Source organism: Kribbella sp. CA-247076, assembly GCF_050942445.1.
GTDB lineage: Bacteria > Actinomycetota > Actinomycetes > Propionibacteriales > Kribbellaceae > Kribbella.
In genome coordinates this window covers 1,700,656-1,724,630 of sequence record NZ_CP192051.1, presented here as the reverse complement: position 1 = coordinate 1,724,630, position 23,975 = coordinate 1,700,656, and the positions used below count along the sequence as shown (strand labels likewise).

Genomic DNA, 23,975 nt, shown 5'->3' with positions numbered 1-23,975 from the left:
TCCCGCGGTGGGACCGGGTTCGGCGGAGGAAGTCGGTTCAGTTGGCATTGGCGAGGACTCCTTCCGCGTGGTGGCAGGCGGAGGCGTGCAGGGATGGCCGGCCGGGCAGAGGGCGGAGGGGTGGTTCCTGCTCGGCGCAGAGCGAGTCGGCGTAGCGGCAGCGAGGGCGGAACGAGCAGCCGGACGGCAGGTCGAGGAGGTCCGGAGGTGCGCCCTGAATCGGGGTGAGCCGTTCGCGGGGACCGTCCAGGATCGGGACCGAGCCCATCAGGCCCGCGGTGTACGGGTGGCCGCTGTGTTCGTACACCTCGCGGATCGGGCCGGTCTCGACCACGCGGCCGGCGTACATCAGGACGACGCGGTCGGCGACGTCCGCGACCACCCCGAGGTCGTGGGTGATCAGCACCAGAGACATGCCTTCCTCGGCCTGCAGGCGGGTGAGCAGGTCCATGATCTGCGCCTGCACCGTGACGTCGAGGGCGGTCGTGGGCTCGTCCGCGATCAGCAGCCGCGGCGACAAGGCGAGCGCCATCGCGATCATCACCCGCTGCCGCATCCCACCGGAGAACTGGTGCGGGTAGTCGTCCAGCCGCTTCGACGCCGCCGGGATGCCGACGCGCTGCATCAACTCCAGCGCGGCCGCCCGGGCCTCGCGCCGGGAGGCGCCCCGGTGCCGCCGGAACATCTCCCCGATCTGCGCGCCCACCCGGAACACCGGGTTCAGCGAGCTCAGCGGATCCTGGAACACCATCGCGATCTCGCGTCCGCGCAGGCCCTTCGCCGTACCGGGTGCGAGTAGGTCGCGGCCGTCGTACTCGATCGAGCCACCGGCGATCCGGCCGGCCGGCTTGGGCACGATGCCCATCACCGCCTGCGCGGTCACGCTCTTCCCACTGCCCGACTCACCCAGCAGCGCGACGGTCTCACCGGAGGCCACGTCGAACGACGCACCGTCGACGGCGGTCACCACGCCGGCGGACGTCGCGAACTCGACCCGCAGGTCGCGGACTCTCAGCAAGGGGCTCATTCACAGACTCCTCAGCCGCGGGTCGTAGCGGTCGCGCAACGCGTCGCCGAGGACGCCGAGCGAGACCACGAGGATCGCCAGCGCGATCCCGGGGACGGTCGAGATCCACCACGCGTCGGCCAGGTAGTTGCGCCCGTTCGCGATCGTCACGCCCCAACTCGGCGTACTGGCCGGCGTCCCCAGGCCGAGGAAGCTGAGCGAGGCCTCGGCCAGGATCACGTGCCCGATCTCCACCGTCGCCACCACGAGTACGGGCGCGACACACGCCGGCAGCACACACCGCGAGATCAGCCGCCAGGTCCCGGCGCCGAGTGTCCGGGAGGCGTCGACGAACTCGCGCCGTCGCGTCGCCAGCGCCTGACCGCGGGCGACCCGGGCGAAGGTGACCCAGTTCGAGACCGCGAGCACGATCACCACGTTCACCACCGACGGCCCTAGCAGCGCGGCGATGAAGATCGCCAGCAGGATCGAGGGGAACGCCAGCTGGATGTCCGCCAGCCGCATCAGTACGCCGTCCAGCCAGCCACCGAAGTAGCCGGCGGCCAACCCGATCGTCACCCCGATCGTCCCGGCCAGCACCAGCGTCGCCAGCCCGACAGCGATCGAGATCCTTGCCCCCTGCAACATCTGGGCGAGGAGGTCCTGGCCGACCTGGTCGGTGCCGAAGACCGCGTACGACCCGTCGGACAGCCGGCTGAACGGCGGCTTCAGCCGGTCGGCCGTCCGCGTGCCGACCGGGTCGTACCGGACCAGCCACGGCCCGAGGATCGCGGCCACGACGTACACCGCGATCACGGCCAGGCCGAACCGGATCCGGGCCGAGCCCGCCCGCGTCCTGCGCCGGGCCCGCGCCACCGGAAGGGCTGCTGTCGTCACGTCCACCGCCATTTTCAGTCACCCGCCAGCCGGACGCGCGGGTCCAGGAAGCCGTAGAGCAGATCCACGAGCAGGTTGATCACCACGAAGATGGTTGCCACCAGCAAGATCGACGCCTGGACGACGCCGTAGTCACGGCGGCCGATCGAGTCGATCAGCAGCCGGCCGACCCCCGGCCAGGCGAACACGGTCTCGACGATCACGGTGCCGCCGAGCAACGCCCCGAACTGCAACCCGACCACGGTGACGATCGGGATCAGCGCGTTCCGCAGCGCGTGCACCAGGATCACGACCGACTCGCCGAGGCCCTTCGCCCGGGCCGTCTGCACGTACCCCTCGTGGACGACCTCGAGCAGCCCGCTACGGGTCAGCCGGACGAGGATCGCCAGGAACGGCAGCGCGAGCGTGACCGTCGGCAGCACCAGGTGTGACCACGTACCGGACCCCGCACTCGGCAGCACCTGCAGACCGCGGGCGAACACCAGGATGAGCACGATCCCCAGCCAGAACGACGGCGTCGACTGCCCCATCAGGGAGAAGACCGAGATCGACCGGTCGACCCAGCTGTTCGCCCGCAACGCCGCGATCACCCCGAGCGGGAGGCCGATCACCAGCGACAGTACGAGCGCGGTGCTGGCGAGCTGGATCGTCGCCGGAACCCGTTGCAGGACAAGGCTCATCGAGTCGGCGTTCAGCCGGAACGACTCGCCGAAGTCCAGGTGCACGACGTTCGCCAGGTACGTCGCGTACTGCTGGATCAGCGACTGGTCGAGCCCGAGCTGGGCCCGCAGCGCGTCCACCTGGGCCTGGTCCGCGTCCGGCCCGAGCATGATGTACGCCGGGTCGCCGGGGACCAGCCGCAGGACGACGAAGATGATCGTGACCGCGCCCCACAGCACGAACAGCGAGAAGAACAACCGCCGGACGACGTACGCCCCCATCAGACGCCGCTCCGCAGGACCGACACCACGCGCCGTACCTCCTCGATCGAGCCGGTCTGGATGAGCTCCGCGCCGAGCGCGCCCGCGCAGGAGCCGTCACCGGCCCGCACGGGGACGGCGACCATCCGCGGCAACGACGCGACCGGGCGCGAGTTCTGCGCGAAGCCGGAGATCCGCACGCGCTGCAATGTGTCGAGCAGCTCCGGCGGGCCGGTGACCTCGTCGAGCGGCAGCGCGGACAGGTAGGCGCGGCCGAGGGCGCTGCGGCGGAGCGAGACCGCGTGCCCCGGCTCGACGGCAACGAATGAAGCCGGGCCGACGGCCGGGGCCGCGCCGGCCACCGCGGCGACCTGCAGCACAGTGCCGGCGGTCTTGGGCAGCGGCTTGGCGAGCACGACCAACCGGCCGAGCCGGTCGCCGAGGTCGGCGAGCGACTGCTCCGGGCGGACTCGGTGCCGCGCCGTACGGCGCAGAGCGGCGAGCCCGTCGAGGGCGGTGTAGCGGTGGTCGCCGACCCGGTCGGCCAGGCCGTGCTCGCAGAACGTCGCGAGGATGCGGTGCACGGTGCTCTTGTGCAGGCCGACGGTGACGGCCAACTCGGTCACGCCGTACGCCCGGTCCTCGCGGTTCAGCTCGGCCAGCACGGTGAGAGCCCGGCTCAGCGACTGCATGGCTGCCTCGATTCCGTGAACGTTAACGGTAGCGTTAATGCACCGTAGGAGCGTGGTATTTGAGTGTCAATAGACCGGCGTTGCAGTGCGCGGAACGGCTCGTTGACGGTCGATTCCCGTGAACGTTAACTTCACTCCACATCCACCTGACCCCGCCCTGGGAGGCACTGCGTGACGACATCCGACGTGCGCGCCGCGCTGCTGGCCGCCGATCCGCGCCTGTCCAAGTTCTCGCCGTTGCCGCGCATCCTGGCGTTCGACGAGTTCGACAGCGGGACGCACGGCTGGTGCGAGTTGCTCGGCAACTACAACGGCCGCGGCGACCTCAGCACGGTCGACGACCACATGCGCGACTTCCGGCCGCCGCAACTGTCGGCCTGCAACTTCTTCGACATCGGCACCCACGGTGCCCTCAGCGGGACGTACGCGCTCAAGCTCGCCACCCGGCCGTACAAGGGCCACACCGCGGTGGCCATCCGCCGGCTCACGATGAGCGGGCGCGGCCTGGTGCAGCTGGAGACGTACTTCGCGTTCAAGTCCGAGGCGACCCTCGGCGGTGGCGCCGAGCTGGACAGCTTCGGCGACGTGCGGTGGGACGGCAACACCCACCCGTCCGAGGCGCAGTTCGGCGCGTTCACGGTCGCGACCGACCTGTGCGGTGACGGCGGACTGCGCTACCACACGGTCGCGCGCTACCAGAACACCGATCTGGACAACAGGTTCACCCGTCGCTGGATGGCGCCGACGGTCCCCGAGCCGACGCCGCGCGAGCACTTCGAGGGCAAGGTCAAGCTTGAGTACGCCGCCGACTTCACCGCACCGAACCCGGAGGACTGGCAGGCCTTCGGCGAGCCGCAGGAGCTCTGCTACAACGAGGTCCCGACGAAGGTGAACTGGCACTACCTGCGCTGGCTCGTCGACACCGACGCCCGCAAGAACGTCGAGCTCCAGGTCAACGACCGGGTGATGGACATGCGTGCCGTCCCGGTCCCGCCGTACCAGGAGCGCTACGAGACCCTCGAGAACCTGCTGAACTTCTACTTCTCGGTCCGGACGCACTCGCACGTGCGGAACTTCCTCTTCCTCGACTCCGTCCTCATCTCGGTTGATTGGTAGGCCCATGCGACAGTCCATGACCGCGGTGCTGGAACGCGACACCACGTTCGGCACCCGTTTCGCCACCGAGCCGTACGAGGTCGCCTGGGCCGGTGAGGCGCGCTGGTTCGTCCAGCACGTCGGCGGCGACGGTACGGCGACGTACGTCACCCAGGTCTCGCCGGACGGCATCACCTGGTGCGACCTCGACGACACCGAGCACCTCGTCGAGCCGGGCGCCCTGATCAGCTGGCCGGTCACCGGATTCGGCCACTGGCTGCGGTTGCGCGCCATGGTCGACGGCTCGGTCCAGGTGCGGATCCACCTGGCCGTGAAAGCCTAAGCTGGGTCGAGGGGGTACGGATGACGGAGGCGCGCCGCCCGACGTTGCGGGACATCGCGACGGCTCTCGGGCTGTCGGTGAACACCGTGTCGCGCGCACTCGGCGACAAGGACAGCGTGAGCCCGCGGACGCGGGCGGCGGTGCAGGCCGAGGCGGCCCGGATCGGCTACGTGCCGAACACGCTGGCCCGGTCGCTCGTGCTCGGCTCCGCGATGACACTCGGCCTCGTCATCACCAACCCCTCCAACCCGTTCTACGCGCAGCTGATCAGCAGCATCGAGCTCCGGGCCCGCGCCCAGGGATACTCGCTGCTCCTGCTCGTGACCGACGAGAGCGCGGAGAACGAGCAGCGCGCCACCGAGGCGTTGCTGCGGTCCGCGGTCGACGGCGCCGTGGTCGTGCCGGTGCAGGCCGAGTGGGACCACTGGCGCCGCGTCTGCGACGCCGGCATCCCGCTGGTGTTCGTCAACCGCGACGTCCCCGAACTGGACTGCGACATGGTCGGGGTCGACAACGAGCGCGGCGCCTACGCCGCGACCAGCCACCTGATCGCCGGCGGCGCCCGTCGGCTGCTGGTCCTGGAAGAAGACCTGCCGATCACGACCACGGCCGACCGGGTGGCCGGCTTCCGCCGGGCGATGTCGGACGCCGGCCTCAAGGTGAAGGACGACGCGATCCGCGCCGTACCGACCAAGCGGTACGACTCCCTCGCCCTGCCCTGGCAGCCGGAGGAGGCCTATCGCTTCGCGGAGACTCTCCTGAGCGACGGCCAACCGGACGCCATCGTGGCCGGGAACGACTACTTCGCCTTGGGCGTGATGCGGCTGCTGGCCGAGCACGGTCTCGCCGTGCCGGACGACGTCGCGATCACCGGGTACGGCGACCACCCGTACGCCGGCTACCTGCAGACGCCCCTCACCACCGTCCGGCTGCCGGCCGCCGAGGTCGGTACGACGGCCATCGACCTGCTCATGCAACGGCTCCGGAGCGGCAGCTCAGAGCGACCGCGGAAGACGCTGATCCGCCCCGAGCTCGTTGTGCGGGCGTCTACTCGGAGTCCAGCCAGGCTCTGACCGACTCGTTGTGCTCGCCGAGTCGCGGCGGCGCCAGGTTGGTCTCGCGCGCACCGGCGTACGGCTGGTCGTCGAACCGGAGCGGTGGACCGGGCAGCTGGATCGTGCCGAGGGTCGGGTGCTCGACGTCGATCAGGAGGCCCTGTGACAGCGTCTGCTCCCACTCGTAGACCTGCTGGAAGTCACGGACCTTGCCGGCCGGAATCCCCTTCTCCGCAAGCCTTTCCAACCACACGTCCGCAGGCTCGGCGGCGAAGGCGGCCTCGATCGCGGCGGTCAGCTCGGGCCGATGCGCGACCCGCTGGGAGTTGACCGCGAAGCGTTCGTCGGCCGGGTCCAGCCCGACGATCGGCGCGAACGTCCGCCACTGCCCTTCACTCCCGACCGCGACCTGGACGATGTCGTCCTTGGTCCGGTACAGCCCGTACGGCGCGATCTGCGCGTGGTGGTTGCCGACCCGTCCAGGCAACTCCCCGGCGACCGTCCACTTCGTCCCGTGGAACGCGTGTACGCCGATCACTGACGCCAGCAGGCTGGTCCGGACGACGCGGCCCTTGCCGGTGACCGATCGCTCGTGCAACGCGGCGAGCGCACCGTAGGCGCCGTACATCCCGGCCAGCAGGTCAGCGATCGGTACGCCGACCTTCGTCGGCTCGACCGCGCCGGTGATGCTCATCAGACCGCCCTCGCCCTGCGCGATCTGGTCGTACCCGGCCCGCCCGCCGTCCGGCCCGTCGTGCCCGAAACCGGTGATGGACAGGATCACCAGCCCGGGGTTGAGCTGGTGCAGCCGCTCGGTCGAGAACCCGAGCCGGTCGAGGACACCGGGCCGGAAGTTCTCGATCAGTACGTCGGCCCGCCGTACCAGCTTGGTCAGGAACTCCTGGCCGTCGGCCGACTTCAGGTCCGCGGTCACGGATTCCTTGTTCCGGTTGGCCGACAGGTAGTACGTCGACTCGCCCTCGACGAACGGCGGACCCCAGCCCCGGCTGTCGTCGCCACCCTCGGGAGTCTCCACCTTGATCACCCGCGCGCCGAGATCCCCCAGCATCATCGCCGCATGCGGCCCGGCCAACGCTCGGGTCAGATCGACAACCACCACATCCGACAACAAGTTCCGCACCCCGCCACCCTAGGCGACTCCCCCCGTCCCCACCGTGACGCGATTCTCAGCGGCGGACCTTGCGGGCGAGGGAGGCGAGGCGGTGGGTGACGTCTCGGGGGCGTTCCTGCATGAGCATGTGGCCGGCGCCCGGGTACATCCACAGGCGGGCGGTCGGCAGCTCGGCCGCCATCCGGTTGGCGTGCCGCGGCGGGAGCAGGCGGTCGCGGGTGCCGTGCATGATCTCGACGGGGAGCTGGTCGAGGACCTTGAGCGCGTGCCCGCGGTCGTGCTGCAGGATCGCCTCGAAGAAGCCGCCGTACGACGGGCCGGGGACGACCGCGAGATCCTCGAGGAACAGGTCGACCTCGGCCGGGTCCACCTTCTTCCCGAACACCATCTGCCGCAGCGCCGGTCGTTGCAGCCTGGCGGCCGCGACCTCGAGCGCTCGCCGGCTGGCGACCGTACGACGGCCGACGGTCGACCGCGTCGTCAGGCCGGCCCGCTGGGCGCGGCGTTCGATCCGCGCGCCGACGAGGTTCACCGCCCGCGGCGCGAACACGGCCGCCGCCGGGTCGAGCCGCGCAGGTAGTCCGAACGCGCCCGAGCTGGCTTGGCCGGACGTCGTACTGACGAGGGCGGCGGCCGCGATCCGCGAGCCGAACAGCTCCGGCCGCTCGTCCGCGAGAGCCATCAACGTCATGCCGCCCATCGAGTGACCGGCGTACACGACCGGCCCGTCCCCGACGACCGTGTCCAGCACGGTGACCAGATCGTCCGCGAGCTGCTCGAGCCGCTGCGAACCCGGCGGACCCGCCTCCGACCGGCCGTGCCCGCGGTGGTCGTAGGTGACGATCCGTACGGCGTCCTCGCCGAGGATCCGCGGCAGCGACTCGACCTGGTGATGCCACGACCGGGTCGAGCAGGTCCACCCGTGCACGAGCAGCACGGTCACCGGCGCGTCGTCCGGACCGACGGTCTCCACGTTCAGGTGTACGCCGTCGGTGGTGGTCACTTCCGGCCGTGCCGCCTGGATCGTCACGCAATCTCCCGTTCCCGGTCGCCGGCCGCCAGGTGGGCGGCGCGCAGGCGGCCACCGCGGGCGCCACGTCCGACCAGCCAGGCGATGCCGGCGATCTCCAGCAGACCGACCACACCGAGCAGGGCGTAGCCGCCGTTCCACATCCATCGTGGCACGTCGGTCCGCTCCTCGCGCCGCAACACCTGCTGCTCGTCGACGAACCCGACCGTCTGCCCGTCGGACACCTGCACGGCCGGCTTCGCGATCTCGGCGTCTGCCGGGGCGTACACCCACATCGACACCAGGTCCCGCTGGCCCTGGTGCAGCCGGATCATCGACTTCCACTTCCCGTACATCGGCAAGGCGTCCGCCGACCGGTACGTGCCGTCGGCAACCTTCTCCATCCGGTGGGTGACGAATCCGCCACCCTGCCAGGCCATCGCCTCGAACCAGCGTGCCCCCTCGGCCGCGTCCTCCGGCTGCAGCTCGACCGTCACGTACGCCGTCGGCTCGGCCCCCGTGGCCACCCGCTCCAACGACACCGTGGCGGAGACGCCGGGGTCGGCCGACCGGGGCACGCAGAAGAACACCGTCCCGAGCACGACCGCGAGCCCGACGGCCCCGAGCTGATGCGTACGCCGGACGACCACGGGACGCGTGTTCCGAATCCCCGTCGCCCGCTCGTCGCCGGCGACCTCGGCGTACCGGGTGGCGAGCCAGGCTCCAACCATCCCGGCTCCGATCCCGGCCAGAACGCCGTACCCGAGGGCCGGCAGGAGGATCGACGACGGCCACGGGATCGGCATCCACACCTGGCTCCAGGCGTACTCCGCGACCACGCCGACCGTGCCGATCAGGGCACCGGCGACGACGCCGAGCCGGAAGCGGTTCTTGTTGCCGAGGGCAAGGGCGACCGCCTCGACCAGGACCGCCTCGACGATCAGCAGCGGGAAGTGGCCGAGGATGCCGCCCAGCGGCTGGTCGACCGCCCAGGCGATCCCGCCGCGGATGACCAGGTAGACGGCGAGCGCCGCGAACGTCGTCCCAGGTCCGCGCCGGGCGCGCAGGACGGTGAACGCGAGCGCCGCGCCGAACGCGATCAGGATCGGGTGCAGGATCAGCGGGAACTGCGGCACGCCGTAGTTGAACTCGGTGCTGAACAGGTCCCAGGCGATCAGCAGGGCGCCGACGGCGACGATCTCCTGGAACAGCCGCCGCTTGTTCAGGCCCTGGAGTTGTTCGACCTCGGCGAGCGCCAGCAGCCGGGCGAAGATCGAGAACACCACGCCGCCGATCATCAGCAGGTGCGTCGGCCCCCAGAGCGTGACGTCCTCGCCGAACATCCGGTGCCAGACGTCGTCCAGTGGGAAGCCGACCAGCGCGAACGTCCCGCACAGCGTCACCAGCGCCGCACTGCACGGGATCCGCCAGCCCTTGGTCAGCTTGATCGTGCGGGCCGGCAGCGGTTTGGACGCCAGCGCGATCGGCAGCACGCCGGAGACGATCACGCCGAGGATGCCGAAGAAGATCGGGTAGTGCGCCGGCGTCCCGAACGGGCCGGTGTCGCGGCCGCGGGCGATGTGCACCGCGATGTCCCACCAGACGCCGAAGGCGCAGGCGAGCAGCGAGAGCGCGTGCAGGTACGGCGTCAGCGCGGCCCATCGGGGGACTCCGTCCAGTCTCCCGATGGTGTCCGCAAGCCGCCCTACCAGCGTGACCCGGCCGGTCCGTTCCCGCCACAGGAGCACGGCGAGTGCGACGTACAACAATCCGACGAGCCCGGTGACGATCGCGATCTGGCCGAACGTCGCCGTACCGGTGGTCGCGAGCGGGATCGCCATCCTCGGTGCTCCTTCACATCAGTTATGCACCATGCATGATGTTACATCTCCTATGTAACGTGGAGTCTGGAAGACTGTCAAGCGTGGAAGCACGCGATGAGGAGCTCACCGTCGACCAGCTCGCCGCCAAGGTGGGCATGACGGTCCGCAACGTGCGGGCGTACGCCGGACGCGGCCTGATCCCGCCGCCGCGGCTCGTCGGCCGGACCGGGTACTACGGCACCGACCACGTCGCCCGGCTGACGCTCGTCCGCGAGCTGCTCGGCAAGGGGTACACGCTGGCCGCGGTCGAGCGGATGATGAGCGAGCTGCCCGACGGCGCGCTGGCCCTCGGCGTCTTCGAGACGCTGGTGAACCCGTGGACCCCGTCCGAGCCGGAAGTCCTGGACGAGTACCAGCTGGCCGAGCGGGCCGGCGTACCGCACGACCCGGCGGTGATCGACCGACTGGTCTCGCTGGGGATCGCGGAGCGGCAGGACGACGGCCTGCTGCGGATCCCGAATCCGGATCTGCTCCGCACCGGTCTCGAGGTGATCAAGCTCGGCGTGCCGATGCAGGCGATCTTCGAGATGCTGCCGAAGCTGTTCAGCCAGGCGGACGCGGTCGCCAAGACGTACGTCGAGCTGTTCCGCAGCACGGTGTGGCGTGAATTCGCCGACGCCGGTCTGCCGGCTGAGGGGTGGCCGGAGATTCAGCGGACCCTGGAGAACATCATTCCGCTCGCCGGACAGGCCCTGGTCGCCGCCTTCCGGGAGGCGATGGCGCGCGAGATCGAACAGGTCGCCTACGAGGAGCTCGGCCTGGACCCGAAAGCATTACCCTCGACCGGTTGAGCCTCTGCCTGGCTTGGGCCGTCGGGCGGCATGGACCGTTGGGCGGCTTGGGCCGTTGGCCGGCTGGGCCGGGGCGTGGCGTGGCGGTCAGGCGGGGGTCAGGGCGCGGGCGGCGAGGGTGGCGCCGATGTGCGTGCTGAGGTGGGCGCGGACGCTGAGCTTCGCCAGGCGGAGCAGGTCCGCACCGGCGTACCCGCGACGGTGGAGGCGGCGGCCGGTGGTGAGGACGACGCGCTGGATGTGGGAGGCCGGGACGGCTCCGGCGTACTCGAGCGACAGTTGCTCGGCGAGATGACGCAGGCTGGTCTGCGTCAGGAACAGGTCGGTTCTCATCACCGCTATCACACCGCGACATCCTGCTCCGCCACCAGGGCCAAAAGACCCTGATCCCCAGGACCCAGCCCGTGGTCCGCTGTCAGCCTGCGGCCCGCCGTCAGCCGGTGATCCGCCGTCGGTCGGTGGCCCGTCGGCCGGTGGTCGGTCGGTCAGCCGGTGGGGTGCGGCTGCGGTTGCGGAAGAGCAGGTAGCTGCCGCCTGCGACCAGCACCACGACGATGCCCGCGCCGATCACCACCCAGGTGACACCGCGGTAGTCGTTCGCGTCCCCGTCCTGTGCGCCGGGCGGGTTCGCGTTCGGCGAGGCCGTCGACCCGAGCGTCGGCGACGGTGACGGATCAGCCGCCTGAGCACCCGCCGGCATCAGCATCAACGCCAGCCCGAGCAACACAGCCCCCAACACCGTGAAACCTTTGGCCCTCATACCGCCCCGGTGCCCGCGCCCCCACCCGTCAAACCGCCCCTCTCCCCCTCCTCTACTGCTAAATGACCACCTTGGACTGCTAGAATGACCACGTTGGCCTTCGGACCGCCTGCTCTCGCCGGGCGCGCGTTCGGAGGCTTTTTTCATGCCCTCATACCGCTCCCTGCTCGCCCACCGCGAGTTCGCCGGACTGTACGTCAGCTTCACCCTCCTGGTTGCCGCCTCCACCCTTTCCGGTTTCGCACTGGCCACGTTGATCAACGATCAGACCCACTCGCCCTTTCTCACCGCCGTCAGCATGTACGGCGCCACGTTCGCGACCGTCCTCGGCGCACTCACCCTGATGTCGGTCGCCGACGGCCGCCGTCCCCGCCGGACCCTCGTCGTACTCCAGACCGTCTCCCTGCTCGGCGTCGCCGCCCAAGCCGTCCCCGGCTTGCCGTTGACCGTCAGATTCGGGCTCCTGCTCGTCGTCGGCTTCTTCCAGTCGCTCGGCACCGGCACCCGCATGGGTCTGCTCGCCGAGATCGTCCCGACCGCGTCGTACGCACTCGCAAGGTCCCTGATGAACATCACCTCCGGCGGCATGGCGATCCTCGGGTACGCCGTCGGCGCCGTCCTCCTGCGTTACCTCGAACCGTCCGGCGTACTCGTCGTCGCCGCGCTCCTGACCGGGATCGGCCTGCTGGTCGTCGCCACGACCGTCCGCGAACACTCGATCCGCCTGACGGCCCGGCCCGGCCTGCGGCAGACGTGGTCGACGAACGTCGCACTGTTCGCCCGCCCAGGCAGCCGGGCGCTCCTCCTTAACCTCTGGGTTCCGAACGGGCTGATCGTCGGGTGCGTCGCCCTCTTCGTCTCGTACGTTCCCGACCAGGCCGGCATCCTGCTGGCGGCCGGCTCGGCCGGCATGCTGCTCGGCGACCTGACCGTCGGGCGGCTGCTCACGGCCGACCAACGCCGCCGCGCTGCGTTCGCGCTACGCCTCGTGCTGGCGGCGCCGTACCTCGTCTTCGCGCTACAACCGCCGACGCCGGTGACCGCCGTCGCGGTCTTCCTCGCCAGCGCCGGGTACGCCGCGACGCTGCCGCTCCAGGAGCAACTGCTCGACCTCACCCCTGACGCGGAGCGCGGTCAGGTCCAAGGCGTCGAGTCGGCGGGCCGGATGACCTGGCAGGGCCTCGGCGCCGCGATCGCCGGCGGCCTCGCTCAGCTCCTCACGCCGGCCGTGACGATCACGCTCCTGGCCGCGGCCTCCCTCGCGATCACGGTCGGCTCGCGCCCGTTCGTCGCACGGCGGCCACCTGCCGAAGCCGGTCGGCCCGGGCGGTGATGTCGGCCGCGGTGGTAAGGCCCTCGAGGTGGCGCCCATACCAGTGCACCAGGCTGGTTGCCTCACGCAACAGCTGCAGCGCTGGTACGGCGTCCTGCTCGACGTCGGTCAACGGGAGCCGGGCGAGGTAGCCACGCCGGAAAGCGTCGTGGGTGTCCGCGCCGAAGGACCACAGCCCGATGGCGAGATCCATCGCGCGGAAGCCCGGCCCGGCCGCCTCGAAGTCGAGAACGCCCGTGACCGACGATCCGTCCAGCAGCACGTTGGTCGGCCAGAAGTCCGCATGGATGATGGATTGCGGCAGGCCGCGCCCCACCCCCGCGGTCGCCGCGAGGATGCGTGCGACCTCTTGTCGACGATCGGCTCCCTCCAGACTCGCCACCATCGCGTCGAGGTCGGGCACGCGGGCATGCACCTTGGTCAGATCGCCGTCCCACACACGCGGCGGCGGAAGGGTCGCGGGGTCGATTCCGGCCAGCGCGAGGTCGAGCTCGGCCAACGCCTCGCCGCAGGCTTCCGCTTGGACGGCGTCGCCTCGCCGCGGATGCTCGCCGCGGATCCGGCGGCTCAGGCTGGCGGTGACCGGTTCGCCGTGCAGCTCGCGCCGTACCAGGGTCCGGCCGTCCTCGGCCGGCAGCGGCGTGGGTACGTCGAACGACAGTCCGTGGAGGGCGTGCAACAGTGCGTGCTCGTACTGCGGCGGCCTGGTGTTCCGGTGGATCCGCAGTACGAAGTCGTCGCCGACGTACCAGCTGGTGTTGTTGGTCCCCTCGCCCACCGGCCGGACGTCCCGCGTCCGGATACCCCACGCCGCCAGCAACTCGTCCACGCTTGCATCCACCCCAGCATCCTCCCCTGGCTAAGGACCCTTCCCTAACCCTCAGACGCCCCCGAGCGGCGCGTAAGGGGTGCCTAGGTAGGGATATCGGTAGTTATCCGCATGTGCGCGGGCGCGCGACTTGGGATGTTGGTCTCACGACACCACCCGACTCCCAGGCAGGACCGGAACGATGAGCCGACAGATCCAGCTTCGCCGCAGACCACTGCGTACGCGCCGCACCACGAAGACCCTCGACCTTCGTACGCCGTCCGGCCGGCCACTGGCGTTCTGACGCCGACCACCCGCCCGGTCCCCCGAGAAACCGCACGACCATGAACCTCAGACTGCATGTCCACCGCGCCTTCACCGGCACCTGGTGCGCCGACATCGACGACGACAACGACCGTCAGCCCGACGACCCGTACTGGTGCGTCGACCAGTGGCCGACCCTCCACGACGCGATCACCGCCGGCTGCGCCCAGCTGGCCGAGTTCGCGACCGCGCAGCGCCTGTCCCGGGTCAGCGAGCAGTACACCCTCCAGGCCGCCTGACCGCGTGTCAGACCTCAGCCCGCTCACCACGGGTTGACCGGTCGCCGTGGTCCGGCAGGTCGCCGCGGTCCGGCAGGTCGCCGCGGTCCGGCAGGTCGCCGTGGTCCGGCAGGTCGCCGTGGTCCGGCAGGTCGCCGTGGTCCGGCAGGTCGCCGTGGTCCGGCAGGTCGCCCAGGTCGGCGTCCCAGTCGTCGTACTCGTCGTCCGGGAGAGTCGCCTCATGGCGACGCGCGATCCGGATGAACGCGACGATCAGCAGGATCGGCCCGAGCACCATCGCGGTCTCCGGAATCCCGCCCATGTGCAGCGCGATCATGATGCCGTCACCAACGCGATTCCGCCGGCCGTGAACGCGACCATCGCCGCCAGCATCGGGTACTGCGCCCGCCGCAACTGCCTGCGCCGGAACAACTCGGCAGCGCGATCGTGCGCGGACACGACCCCAAGCACGTGTCCGAGCACGATCGCACCGATCTGGACCCCCGCGATCAGACCGGTCCCGAGGAACCCGTAGTCGATCTCCGCCCCGCTGGTCCCGAGCAGATCCCACCCGCGCGCGAACGGATCGCTCGCGAGCAGCACACCCTCCTGCCCCTGGAACATCGCGAACGAGAAGTAGTGCGCGACCGCATACCCGATCGCGATCGGCACCAACGAATGCACGAACGCCCCCGGCAACCCTGCCCGCCCCACCGCGTCGGGTCGCACCCGAGCAGCACCCGTCGTCCGCGCCGCGAACACGAAGACCGCCGACACCAGCGCCACGGCTGTGATCAAACCCAGTGTGTGTACGACGATGTGCTCCGTCGTACCGAGTCCCGCCGTCAGCTGCGTCCACGCCGTCCACCGCGAGATCCCGTCGAAGGCCGTTGACCCGAGCAACAAACACAACAACCCGACGATCCCCGGCTCCTGCGGCATCGTCGCCAGCCCCGCCAACGGATTCCGCAACTCCAGCCGACCGGCACCCCCGCGGCCCAAGGGACTGAGCCGCGCCAGCACCTCGGCGTACACCTCGAACCCGTCCCCCACCCGGAACCAAGCCGGCCCGTACACAACCCCCGCAACCACATTCACCACCGCGTACACAGTCACGAAGACCGCAACAACCAGCGGATCCGACCCCTCCGGATAAACCAACTCAAGCCAAAGAAACCCACCCAACCCCCCAACCGCCGGCCAATAAGCAACCCCCGCCGGCAACATCCGATACCCCAGCCCGCGCCGGCTCCCGCTCCCGCCCCCGCGCCCACCCTCAGCCGAGCCCGTCCGCTCACCGCCCGAAACCACCCCGCGCCCACCGTCAGCCGAGCCCGTCCGCTCACCGCCCGAACCCACCCCGCGCCCACCCTCAGCCGAGCCCGTCCGCTCACCGCCCGAACCCACCCCGCGCCCACCCTCAGCCGAGCCCGTCCGCTCACTGCCCGAACCCACCTCGTGCCCCCATCGCCCCTCAGCGACCACCGCCCCCACCCGCTCGTCGCCAGCCCCGCGCACCCACTCACGGTCCGCCGACTCACCAAGCGCGGCCTCACGTGTCCGCCGACCGTCCGCCGGCGCACCAGGCGACCTCTCACCGTCCGCCGGCGCACAAGGCAACCTCTCACCGTCCGCCGACCTCCCGCGCGGCTGCTCGCCGTTCGCCGTGCCTCGGGTTGTCAGCGCGTGTACGGCGTCCGTGGTCGCGCCGACGGCCGACGCGATCGTGCGGATGGCGGACGCAATCGTGCGGAACGGGTTTGCGAGCCGCCAGATCGGGCCGCAAAGCAGGGAAAGCGGAATGATCCCGACCCAGATCCAGACGTACAACCACGTCGGCGCCGGATTCAGCGCCGGCGAACTACTGCCGAACCACGCCGCCCCCAGCATCAACCCCAACGCCAGCAACCCAGCCAGTTTGATCAACGATCGAACCACCCGGGAGTCGACCACCCGAGTCAGCAGAACCAGCGACTTACCCGCAGTAACTTGGAACCGCGGCCGCGACCAGAACGCCGCCAGCGCGAAGAACGACACCGCCACCGCGGCACCGGCTGAGTAGACCGCCAACCACAGCGGCACCGGCAGATCGCCGCGCCCACCGATCCCGTGCAACGGAACCAGCAGTCCCATCACGGCACCCGCCTCCGATCAGCCAGCTATCTGACCAATCGAATGTAACACGCACGATGTCACATAGCGAGGGTCCGATACTCCGACCGGTCGAACCGCCTGGTCAGCTGCCGAAACCGGAAGGTGAACGACGGCCACAGCGTGGTGTTGCGCCCCTCGGAGTCCAGGTACCAACTGGTGCACCCACCGCGAGTCCACACCGTGTTCCGCATCGAGCTCCGCACGCTGTCGACGAAGGCTGCCTGCACCTCCGCGCGCACCTCGACCTCCCGCAGCCCGTCCGCATCCATCGTCTTCAGCGCGTCCAGGATGTACGCGATCTGCGACTCGATCATGAACACCATCGAGCTGTGCCCGAGGCCGGTGTTCGGCCCGATCAACAGGAAGAAGTTGGGGAACCCGGCGACCGCCGTACCGAGGTGCGCCTGCATCCCGTCGGACCAGGCCTCCCTCAGCGAAACCCCGCCGCGCCCGTGCACCAGGTCCATCACCGGCAGATCGGTGACTCGGAACCCGGTGCCGTAGATGATCGTGTCGACCTCGTGCTTCACGCCGTCCTCGGTGACGATCCCGGTCGGCGTCACCTCGGCGATCTGATCAGTGATCACCTCGACGTTCGGCTGGACGATCGCCGGGTAGTAGTCGTCGGAGATCAGCACCCGCTTGCAGCCGAGCGTGAAGTCGGGCGTCAGTTCGGCCCGCAGCAACGGGTCGCGGACCTGCCGCTCGAGGTGCTTCTCGGCAACCTTCTGCGCCTGCTTCATGATCGCCGGCAGCTTGGTGAACCCGAGCACCATCGACTCGCGCCCCCAGTAGATCCCGACCCGGAACGCCTTCTGCACCAGGGGAAACCGGCGAAAGACAGCCTTCTCCACCTCGGTAATCCCGCGGTCCGGCCGCGGCATCACCCACGGCGCGGTGCGCTGGAAGAGATGCAGTTCCTCGACCTCAGGCTGGATCGCCGGCACGAACTGGATCGCCGACGCACCGGTCCCGATCACCGCCACCTTGCGACCACTCAGGTCGAGATCGTGATTCCACTCCGCCGAGTGGAACACCTCCCCCTCGAACGACTCGATCCCCTGCAGTTTCGGGTACGACGGCTCGGCCAGCGGCCCCATTCCCGACAGCAGCACCTCGGCGGTGAACTCCCCCTGACTGGTCCGGATCCACCACCGACCATCCTCCCACCGAGCCTCCTCGACCGCGTGACCGAAGCGGATATGCCGACGTACGCCGAACCGATCGGTGACGTTGCGCAGATACTTCTCGATCTCGGGCTGAGGCGAGAACGTGGACGACCATTCCGGGTTCGGCGCGAAGGAGAACGAGTAGAGGTGCGAGGGCACGTCACACCGGCAGCCCGGATACGTGTTGTCCCGCCAGGTCCCGCCGACGTCGTCCGCCCGCTCCAGTACGACGAAGTCGTCGTACCCGGCCTGCTTCAACCGAACGGCCATCCCAATCCCGGCGAAGCCCGTGCCGACCACGACGATCCGGTGGTGACTGGTCTCCTGCGCCATCGACATCCTCCAGCCTCGACCACGGAACTTACTCGGAGTAAGTTACTCGGAGTCAGTTAGACTCCGCAAGTGACCTCCACCACCCCAAAGTCCACCCGCCCCAACCCCGCACCAGGACCAACTGCACCGAGCGAGGCCGTTCCGGCGGGCGGTGAGTCCGCGGGAGGCGCGCCGGTCGAGGGTGGCGGGGGTGGGACGGTTCGGCGGCGGCGGGATCGGGCTGCTCGGGAGCGGGAGATCCTCGAGGCGGCGGAGCGGATCTTCGGGGAGCGGGGATATCAGGGGACGTCGATGGACGACGTGGCCGCCGAGGTCGGGGTGTCGAAGCCGCTGATCTACCAGTACTACGGCTCGAAGGACGGCCTCTTCCTCGCCTGCCTGGCCCGGCTCCGGATCCAACTGCTCGACACGGTGTCGGACGCGGTGTTCGCCGCGGGCGACGCCGAGGATGCGTTGTACGCCGGGTTCGTCGCCTGGTTCGAGTTCCTCGACGACCACCCGCAGGCGTGGTCGGTGCTGATCGACGAGGGCATGCTCGGCATGAGCCCGGCCGCCGGCCCCGCCGCCGCGGCCACCGACGAGGTCCGCGCCGCCTTCATCGAACTCATCTCCGCGATGGTCCGGAGCAACCTCCCACCCGGCCGCACCGCCGACGAGGACGAGATCCAGATCGTTGCCCAAAGCATCTCCGGCGCCACCGAACGCCTGGCCATCTGGCGCAGCCGCATCCCCGCCCCACCCAGCCCCGAGAAGGTCGCCCGAACCCTCCAGGACCTCCTCTGGCAAGGCCTCAAAACCCTCCGCACCACCTAGCCCGCGCCGGACCACTGCACAACGATTCGATCAATTTGTATATCTCAGGCTGTGGGCGTATATATACGTCAAGATATCGTCACGGACGTGAAGACGGTGATTGACGTGGACGACAAAGCGCTCGAGCTGGCAGCCAGGGAGCTCGGCACGGTGACCAAGAAGGACACCGTGAACGCCGCGCTGGAGTTCGTCGCCAGACGGCGCGAGCGAATCGAAGCGCTGCTGGACGATCCGTACGCGTTCGGCGTCGGGCCGGACATCGACGACCCGGAGGTCATGCACGAGGCGCGTCGGTGAGTACGGCGCCGGTCGGCAAGTTGTACCTGGTCGACACCTCGGCGCAGGCCCGGAGCAAGCACCCCGCCGTACGCGCGATCATCGCCGGGCTGATCGTGGACCGGGCCGCCGCCACCTGTGTCACCGTCGATCTCGAGGCCGGCTACTCCGGCCGGAATCATCAGGACGTGAAGGCGATCGCCGACCGGCGACGATCCCTGTACGTCAACCTGCCGATGACGGAGTCAGTCGCCGAGCGGGCGCGCGAGGTCCAGCTGAGGATGGCCGCGCGTGCCCAACATCGAGCCGCCGGCGTGGTCGACGTACTGACTGCCGCCGTCGCCGAACAACACGGCGCCGTCGTCCTCCACTACGACGCCGACTTCGAGCACATTGCCGCCGTCACCGGCCAGCCCCACCTCTGGGTCGCCCCACGCGGGTCCCTCGGCTGACAGCACGAAAGCTAGACAGAGGTCAGAACGTGAGTGAGCAGATCACCGCGCGGTGGTCGGACGGGGTGATTCCGTCTATCGGATCACCAGCTGTCGATGCTTGGGAGACCGTGACCGGGCGGTTGAACATGCCTGGGCGGAAGAACACGTGGTCGATGCGCTGGCCGACGAGCTCGGGGCCGGCCTCTTCGGGCGCGGTGACGGTGGTCGCATCACCGGACCCGGCGATCCAGGCGTCGGTCAGTACGTCGGTCAGCGGGCGGAGAAGCGGACTTCCGGGCGGCGCGTTCAGGTCGCCGGCGACGATGATCGGCAGTGGACCGTCCAGAGCAGGATCCGTGGCCAGGTCGGCGAGGAGAGCGGCCTGAGCCAAGCGGTCGTCGTTGTACGCCGGGTCGTACTCGAGGCACCCCACGACCACATGCAGCGGCCCCGCCGGATGCGCAACCGTGGCGACGGCTGCCACCGGATCGAACGACCGATGCCGCGCAGGCATCCGCACCGCACGCCACCCGGTGATCGGCCACCGGCTCAGCAGCCCGATCCCCACCTCGACGCCCGCGTCCCGTGGATCCCGGGCAACGTCCGTCGGCGGCGGGTACGACGGTCCGGCGTACTCCGCATGCATCCCCAGCTCACCGCCGAGCGCCGACACCTGGTTCGTTGCCCGAGTCCCCCAAACCTCCTGCAACGCGACCACATCCGGCGCCACCGCGCGCACAGTCTCCGCGATCGCCTCGAACCGCGCGACCCACAACGCCCCGAACCGCCACCACACATTCCACGTCATCACCCGCAACTCACCCATACCTCCGCCGTTCCCCTCAGCCACTCAGCCAACCCTCCCCGCACCAGACCGAACGCTGTAGCTGACGGATGTCATGGGTAGGAGGTGACGGTTGCCGCAGGGGTGCGGCTCAACGCGGCGGAATGCTGGGGGCATGACAACGGAGAGTGCGGTCAGCCTGAGGGGCGTGGCCAAGAGGTATGGAGCGGTGCAGGCGGTGGCCGGGGTGGATCTGACGATTCGGGCCGGCGAGGTGGTGGCGTTGCTGGGGCCCAACGGGGCCGGCAAGTCGACGACGATCGAGATGTTGCTGGGGCTGGTGCGGCCTGATCAGGGCAGCGTGCAGGTGTACGGCGTGACGCCGGTCGACGCGATCGCCAAGGGGCAGGTCGGGGTGATGCTGCAGAGCGGCGGGATCATCGAGGACGCCAAGGTCGGCGAGCTCGTGGATCTGGTGGCCGGGTTGCACAACGATCCGATGCCGGTGGGTGAGGCGCTCGAGCGGGCCGGGATCGCGGAGCTGGCGGACCGGAAGCTCAAGGGCTTGTCCGGCGGGCAGAAGCAGCGGGTGCGGTTCGCGATGGCGATCATCCCGCGGCCGGACCTGATCGTGCTGGACGAGCCGACGACCGGGATGGATGTCGAGGCCCGGCGGGACTTCTGGGCATCGATGCATGCCGAGACGGCGCGCGGCCGGACGGTGCTGTTCGCGACGCACTACCTGGAGGAGGCGGACGCGTACGCCGATCGCGTCGTCCTCATGCGGAACGGCAAGATCGTTGCCGACGGCACCGCTACGCAGATCAAGGCCAGTGTGTCCGGACGGACGATCCGGGCGACGGTCCCGGGTGCGGATCTGGCGGCGTTGGCGTCGCTGCCGGCCGTACGGAACGTCGAGACTCGCGGCGACGTGGTGCTGCTGCAGTGCGCGGACTCCGACGACACGCTGCGCTACCTGCTGAGCAACACCCGAGCGCACGACATCGAGGTGACGTCCGCCGACCTCGAGGACGCCGTCCTCGCCATCGGCGCCGGCCGGGTCGGAAACGAAGCCGGGCGAGTTGGGAACGAAACCGGGCGGATTGCTAGCGAAGAGGAGAGCCTGGCATGAATCGGGAGTATTTGATCTTTGATATCCGGCGCACCCTGCGGAACCGGCGGGTGCTGATCTTCTCGATCCTGATGCCGTTGGTGTTGTTCGCGATCTTCGGGGTGACGTTGCCGCAGGACGCGACCGAGGGCGGGATCTCCGCGATCGTGTACGTGATGGTGAGTATGGCGATGTTCGGCTCGATGTCCGCGGCGATGAGCAGTGGCGGCGTGATCGCGGCCGAACGCGACGGCGGGTGGAACCGGACGCTCCGGCTCACCCCGCTGAAACCGCAGGCGTACGTGACCACGAAGGTGATCCTGTCCCTGCTGCTCGCGATTCCACCGCTGCTCGTGGTGTTCGTCTCCGGCATGACGTTCGGCCACGTCCACCTCAGCGCCGGCCAGTGGGCGTCGGTCGCGCTGGTGTCGTGGCTCGGCGCGTTGCCGTTCGCCGCGCTCGGCCTCGTCATCGGGTACGTCGCCAAGCCGGACAGCGTCCAGCCGATCACAGGATTGTCGACAATGCTCATCGCGGCGTTCGGCGGACTGTGGTTGCCGGTCGACCAGATGCCGTCGCTGATGAAGCACATCGCCCAGCTGACTCCGGCGTACTGGACCGGCCAGACCTCGCGGAGCGCGCTGACGCAAGCCGGGCTGAACACGCACGCACTCCTGGTCGTGCTCGGCTGGACCGTCGTCCTCGGCGTCATCGCCCTCCGGCGCTTCCGCGCCGACACCGCCCGGGCTTGAGTGATCCAGCGTGGTGGCCCGGGTGACAGCGGTCGGGTGTGAGGTTGGTGGACTAGCGTGGCGGGGGTGACGAGGAGCCCGACTCTGGTGGACGGCTTGTCCGAGCGTGGCAACGCCGGACCGAACCGTTGGGGCTGGCTGGCGGCCGCGGTCTGGCTGTTCTACCTGTCGAGCCCGCTCAACGCGGTCCTCGACCAGCAGGGCACGACCCAGATCGCCGGTCTCGCCACGCTGGCGCTGTTCGCGGCGGCGTACCTGGGCTTCTTCGGCTGGGTACGCCGGACCGGACTCTCCGGCGGACTGGCGCCGTGGACACGCATCGCGTACCTGGCCGGGATGCTCGTGCTGGCCTTGGCGCTGATCCCGAGCGCCGGCCAGACCGCGCTGACCTGCTTCGTGTACATCGCGGCGGTCGCCATGATGGCGCTGGACGTGCGGGTGGCCGTTCCTCTCGTCGTGGTGCTGCTCGCCGGCGTCGAGCTCTCGATGCGGGTGGTCCCGGGCTGGACGACCGACAACACCTACGGGTTCGCGATCTTCCTCGGAGCGCTCGCGGTGTTCGGGCTGCGACGGGCGATCCAGCGCAGTGTGGAGCTGGCGAAGACCCGCGCGGACATGGCCGAGCTGGCGGTCCAGGAGGAACGGAACCGGTTCGCGCGCGATCTGCACGACATCCTCGGGCACTCGCTGACGGTCATCACCGTCAAGGCGGAGCTGGCCGGCCGGCTGATCGCCGCCAACCCGGACCGAGCGAGCGCGGAGGTCGCCGATGTCGAGAGCCTCGCCCGGGCCGCGCTGGCCGACGTCCGAGCAGCCGTCGCGGGGTACCGGGAGCTGAGTCTCGCCGGGGAGCTGGTGTCCGCACGCGCCGCATTGAAGGCGGCCGGGATCAAGGCCGAGCTGCCGACGTCCGTCGACGAGGTACCGGAGGAGAACCGTGAGCTGTTCGCCTGGGTGGTGCGTGAGGGCGTGACGAACGTCGTCCGGCATTCGGGTGCCCAGCACTGCACGATCCAGCTCGGCGCCCGGCACATCGAAGTACTCGACGACGGCAAAGGGCCCACACCAGGTGCATCCGGTCACGGGTTGATGGGGTTGCGTGAGCGGGCGGACCAGGCCGGCGCGAGCGTGCAGGTCGGTCAGGCGCCCGGCGGCGGGTTCCGGCTGGCTGTCGAGGTGGGACCGGTCGAGGTGGGCGCGTGAGCATCCGGTTGCTGATTGCTGACGATCAGGCGCTGGTCCGGGGCGCTCTGGCGGCGCTACTGGAGCTGGAGTCCGACCTCGAGGTGGTGGCCGAGGTCGGGCGCGGTGACGAGGTGATCGCGGCCGCGCGGGCGACCAAGCCCGATGTGGCGCTCCTCGACGTCGAGATGCCGGGGCTCGACGGAATCGAGGCGGCCGCCGCGCTGCGAAACGCCGTACCGGGGGTGCGGATCCTGATGGTCACCACGTTCGGCCGGCCCGGGTACCTGCGGCGGGCGATGGAGGCGGGTGCGGCCGGGTTCGTCGTGAAGGACACGCCGGCGGCTCAGCTCGCGGACGCCGTACGGCGGGTGCACCAAGGCTTGCGGGTCGTCGATCCCTCGCTGGCCGCGGAGACCCTGGTCGCCGGGACCAGTCCGCTGACCGCGCGCGAGTCCGACGTACTGCGGGCCGCGCGCCAAGGCGGCACGGTCGCCGACATCGCCCGGGAGCTCCACCTCTCCGAAGGCACCGTCCGCAACCACCTGTCCGCGGCGATCGGCAAGACCGGCGCCCGCACCCGCGCCGAGGCCGCCCGCATCGCCGTGGACAACGGCTGGCTGTGAACTGGCCCTGGCTCTGAACTGGCTACGGCTCTCAACTGGCTCCGAACCTTGCCCGCGGACTAGGGTTGAGCAAGG

28 protein-coding genes are annotated in these 23,975 nt (G+C 69.9%); 14 read left to right on the top strand and 14 right to left on the bottom strand.

Annotated features, from left to right (window positions below):
• Window positions 1-37: 37 nt before the first annotated feature.
• The 4 genes from ACQPYZ_RS08300 to ACQPYZ_RS08285 are packed head-to-tail and all read right to left on the bottom strand — an operon-like array spanning window position 38 to window position 3,515.
• A complete protein-coding gene (locus ACQPYZ_RS08300; RefSeq protein WP_433166844.1) occupies window positions 38-1,027 on the bottom strand; it encodes an ABC transporter ATP-binding protein in 990 nt (329 codons plus the stop codon).
• Window positions 1,028-1,903: an ABC transporter permease gene (locus ACQPYZ_RS08295; RefSeq protein ID WP_433166843.1), complete on the bottom strand. Its 876-nt coding sequence runs from the start codon at window positions 1,901-1,903 to the stop codon at window positions 1,028-1,030. It lies immediately after the preceding gene.
• Window positions 1,904-1,917: 14 nt separating this feature from the next.
• Window positions 1,918-2,844, bottom strand: coding sequence for a nickel ABC transporter permease (gene nikB, locus ACQPYZ_RS08290; protein ID WP_433166842.1), 927 nt, complete (start codon window positions 2,842-2,844; stop codon window positions 1,918-1,920).
• The gene (locus ACQPYZ_RS08285; protein ID WP_433166841.1) at window positions 2,844-3,515 is read right to left on the bottom strand and encodes a helix-turn-helix domain-containing protein; all 672 of its coding nucleotides are present in this window, start codon (window positions 3,513-3,515) and stop codon (window positions 2,844-2,846) included. Before ACQPYZ_RS08285 ends, nikB begins: the two co-directional genes overlap by 1 nt.
• A gap of 171 nt (window positions 3,516-3,686) precedes the next feature.
• Between ACQPYZ_RS08285 and ACQPYZ_RS08280 the strand changes: the two genes are divergently transcribed.
• The 3 genes from ACQPYZ_RS08280 to ACQPYZ_RS08270 are packed head-to-tail and all read left to right on the top strand — an operon-like array spanning window position 3,687 to window position 6,026.
• A complete protein-coding gene (locus ACQPYZ_RS08280; protein WP_433166840.1) occupies window positions 3,687-4,631 on the top strand; it encodes a DUF6772 family protein in 945 nt (314 codons plus the stop codon).
• Between the two features lie 4 nt (window positions 4,632-4,635).
• Window positions 4,636-4,953, top strand: coding sequence for a hypothetical protein (locus ACQPYZ_RS08275; protein WP_433166839.1), 318 nt, complete (start codon window positions 4,636-4,638; stop codon window positions 4,951-4,953).
• 20 nt (window positions 4,954-4,973) lie between these two features.
• The gene (locus ACQPYZ_RS08270) at window positions 4,974-6,026 is read left to right on the top strand and encodes a LacI family DNA-binding transcriptional regulator (protein WP_433166838.1); all 1,053 of its coding nucleotides are present in this window, start codon (window positions 4,974-4,976) and stop codon (window positions 6,024-6,026) included.
• On the opposite strand, the gene ACQPYZ_RS08265 is transcribed toward ACQPYZ_RS08270, so the two are convergent.
• From ACQPYZ_RS08265 to ACQPYZ_RS08255, 3 genes are read right to left on the bottom strand one after another with little or no spacing between them, the layout of a single operon-like run.
• Window positions 6,001-7,149 carry a CaiB/BaiF CoA transferase family protein gene (locus ACQPYZ_RS08265; RefSeq protein ID WP_433166837.1) on the bottom strand — a complete coding sequence of 383 codons (1,149 nt, stop codon included), beginning with the start codon at window positions 7,147-7,149 and terminating at the stop codon, window positions 6,001-6,003. The two genes, ACQPYZ_RS08270 and ACQPYZ_RS08265, sit on opposite strands and share 26 nt — an antisense overlap.
• 46 nt (window positions 7,150-7,195) lie before the next feature.
• Window positions 7,196-8,170, bottom strand: a complete 975-nt coding sequence (locus ACQPYZ_RS08260; RefSeq protein WP_433166836.1) for an alpha/beta fold hydrolase — start codon at window positions 8,168-8,170, stop codon at window positions 7,196-7,198.
• Window positions 8,167-9,990 carry a hypothetical protein gene (locus ACQPYZ_RS08255; RefSeq protein ID WP_433166835.1) on the bottom strand — a complete coding sequence of 608 codons (1,824 nt, stop codon included), beginning with the start codon at window positions 9,988-9,990 and terminating at the stop codon, window positions 8,167-8,169. The genes ACQPYZ_RS08260 and ACQPYZ_RS08255 overlap by 4 nt, the downstream gene beginning before the upstream one ends.
• Window positions 9,991-10,073: 83 nt before the next feature.
• On the opposite strand from ACQPYZ_RS08255, the gene ACQPYZ_RS08250 reads away from it, so the two are divergent.
• A complete protein-coding gene (locus ACQPYZ_RS08250; RefSeq protein WP_433166834.1) occupies window positions 10,074-10,823 on the top strand; it encodes a MerR family transcriptional regulator in 750 nt (249 codons plus the stop codon).
• An 87-nt stretch (window positions 10,824-10,910) separates the two neighbouring features.
• Here ACQPYZ_RS08250 and ACQPYZ_RS08245 read toward each other — a convergent pair whose 3' ends face one another.
• Together ACQPYZ_RS08245 and ACQPYZ_RS08240 are read right to left on the bottom strand one after the other, a co-directional pair.
• A complete protein-coding gene (locus ACQPYZ_RS08245; protein WP_433166833.1) occupies window positions 10,911-11,156 on the bottom strand; it encodes a hypothetical protein in 246 nt (81 codons plus the stop codon).
• Between the two features lie 100 nt (window positions 11,157-11,256).
• Window positions 11,257-11,562, bottom strand: a complete 306-nt coding sequence (locus tag ACQPYZ_RS08240) for a hypothetical protein (protein ID WP_433166832.1) — start codon at window positions 11,560-11,562, stop codon at window positions 11,257-11,259.
• A gap of 166 nt (window positions 11,563-11,728) precedes the next feature.
• Between ACQPYZ_RS08240 and ACQPYZ_RS08235 the strand changes: the two genes are divergently transcribed.
• Window positions 11,729-12,916, top strand: a complete 1,188-nt coding sequence (locus ACQPYZ_RS08235) for an MFS transporter (RefSeq protein WP_433166831.1) — start codon at window positions 11,729-11,731, stop codon at window positions 12,914-12,916.
• Here the strand turns inward: ACQPYZ_RS08235 and ACQPYZ_RS08230 are convergent.
• Window positions 12,849-13,757, bottom strand: coding sequence for a phosphotransferase enzyme family protein (locus ACQPYZ_RS08230; RefSeq protein ID WP_433166830.1), 909 nt, complete (start codon window positions 13,755-13,757; stop codon window positions 12,849-12,851). The genes ACQPYZ_RS08235 and ACQPYZ_RS08230 overlap by 68 nt on opposite strands.
• Before the next feature lie 311 nt (window positions 13,758-14,068).
• On the opposite strand from ACQPYZ_RS08230, the gene ACQPYZ_RS08225 reads away from it, so the two are divergent.
• On the top strand, window positions 14,069-14,287 hold the full coding sequence (locus ACQPYZ_RS08225; RefSeq protein WP_433166829.1) for a hypothetical protein: 219 nt from the start codon (window positions 14,069-14,071) through the stop codon (window positions 14,285-14,287).
• A gap of 7 nt (window positions 14,288-14,294) precedes the next feature.
• On the opposite strand, the gene ACQPYZ_RS08220 is transcribed toward ACQPYZ_RS08225, so the two are convergent.
• Both ACQPYZ_RS08220 and ACQPYZ_RS08215 read right to left on the bottom strand, forming a co-directional pair.
• A complete protein-coding gene (locus tag ACQPYZ_RS08220) occupies window positions 14,295-14,603 on the bottom strand; it encodes a hypothetical protein (protein WP_433166828.1) in 309 nt (102 codons plus the stop codon).
• Window positions 14,600-15,367, bottom strand: coding sequence for a hypothetical protein (locus ACQPYZ_RS08215; RefSeq protein ID WP_433166827.1), 768 nt, complete (start codon window positions 15,365-15,367; stop codon window positions 14,600-14,602). Before ACQPYZ_RS08215 ends, ACQPYZ_RS08220 begins: the two co-directional genes overlap by 4 nt.
• 598 nt (window positions 15,368-15,965) lie before the next feature.
• Here ACQPYZ_RS08215 and ACQPYZ_RS08210 point away from each other — a divergent pair.
• Window positions 15,966-16,328, top strand: coding sequence for a hypothetical protein (locus ACQPYZ_RS08210; RefSeq protein ID WP_433166826.1), 363 nt, complete (start codon window positions 15,966-15,968; stop codon window positions 16,326-16,328).
• Window positions 16,329-16,458: 130 nt separating this feature from the next.
• Here ACQPYZ_RS08210 and ACQPYZ_RS08205 read toward each other — a convergent pair whose 3' ends face one another.
• On the bottom strand, window positions 16,459-17,922 hold the full coding sequence (locus ACQPYZ_RS08205; protein ID WP_433166825.1) for a flavin-containing monooxygenase: 1,464 nt from the start codon (window positions 17,920-17,922) through the stop codon (window positions 16,459-16,461).
• Window positions 17,923-17,991: 69 nt separating this feature from the next.
• On the opposite strand from ACQPYZ_RS08205, the gene ACQPYZ_RS08200 reads away from it, so the two are divergent.
• The 3 genes from ACQPYZ_RS08200 (at window position 17,992) to ACQPYZ_RS08190 (ending at window position 19,463) form a co-directional block, all read left to right on the top strand.
• Window positions 17,992-18,735 (top strand): TetR/AcrR family transcriptional regulator, encoded by a 744-nt coding sequence (locus ACQPYZ_RS08200; protein ID WP_433166824.1) that lies wholly within the window; start codon window positions 17,992-17,994, stop codon window positions 18,733-18,735.
• 87 nt (window positions 18,736-18,822) lie between these two features.
• Window positions 18,823-19,032: a type II toxin-antitoxin system VapB family antitoxin gene (locus tag ACQPYZ_RS08195; protein ID WP_433166823.1), complete on the top strand. Its 210-nt coding sequence runs from the start codon at window positions 18,823-18,825 to the stop codon at window positions 19,030-19,032.
• Complete coding sequence (locus ACQPYZ_RS08190) at window positions 19,029-19,463, top strand: PIN domain-containing protein (RefSeq protein WP_433166822.1); 435 nt, start codon at window positions 19,029-19,031, stop codon at window positions 19,461-19,463. Before ACQPYZ_RS08195 ends, ACQPYZ_RS08190 begins: the two co-directional genes overlap by 4 nt.
• A 22-nt stretch (window positions 19,464-19,485) precedes the next feature.
• On the opposite strand, the gene ACQPYZ_RS08185 is transcribed toward ACQPYZ_RS08190, so the two are convergent.
• Window positions 19,486-20,295 carry an endonuclease/exonuclease/phosphatase family protein gene (locus tag ACQPYZ_RS08185; RefSeq protein ID WP_433166821.1) on the bottom strand — a complete coding sequence of 270 codons (810 nt, stop codon included), beginning with the start codon at window positions 20,293-20,295 and terminating at the stop codon, window positions 19,486-19,488.
• Between the two features lie 142 nt (window positions 20,296-20,437).
• On the opposite strand from ACQPYZ_RS08185, the gene ACQPYZ_RS08180 reads away from it, so the two are divergent.
• The 4 genes from ACQPYZ_RS08180 to ACQPYZ_RS08165 all read left to right on the top strand — a co-directional run bounded on the left by ACQPYZ_RS08180 (window position 20,438) and on the right by ACQPYZ_RS08165 (window position 23,900).
• Window positions 20,438-21,361, top strand: a complete 924-nt coding sequence (locus tag ACQPYZ_RS08180) for an ABC transporter ATP-binding protein (protein WP_433166820.1) — start codon at window positions 20,438-20,440, stop codon at window positions 21,359-21,361.
• On the top strand, window positions 21,358-22,092 hold the full coding sequence (locus tag ACQPYZ_RS08175; RefSeq protein WP_433166819.1) for an ABC transporter permease: 735 nt from the start codon (window positions 21,358-21,360) through the stop codon (window positions 22,090-22,092). The genes ACQPYZ_RS08180 and ACQPYZ_RS08175 overlap by 4 nt, the downstream gene beginning before the upstream one ends.
• Before the next feature lie 66 nt (window positions 22,093-22,158).
• The gene (locus ACQPYZ_RS08170) at window positions 22,159-23,295 is read left to right on the top strand and encodes a sensor histidine kinase (RefSeq protein WP_433166818.1); all 1,137 of its coding nucleotides are present in this window, start codon (window positions 22,159-22,161) and stop codon (window positions 23,293-23,295) included.
• Window positions 23,292-23,900 (top strand): response regulator transcription factor, encoded by a 609-nt coding sequence (locus ACQPYZ_RS08165; protein WP_433166817.1) that lies wholly within the window; start codon window positions 23,292-23,294, stop codon window positions 23,898-23,900. Before ACQPYZ_RS08170 ends, ACQPYZ_RS08165 begins: the two co-directional genes overlap by 4 nt.
• The last annotated feature ends 75 nt before the right edge of the window (window positions 23,901-23,975 follow it).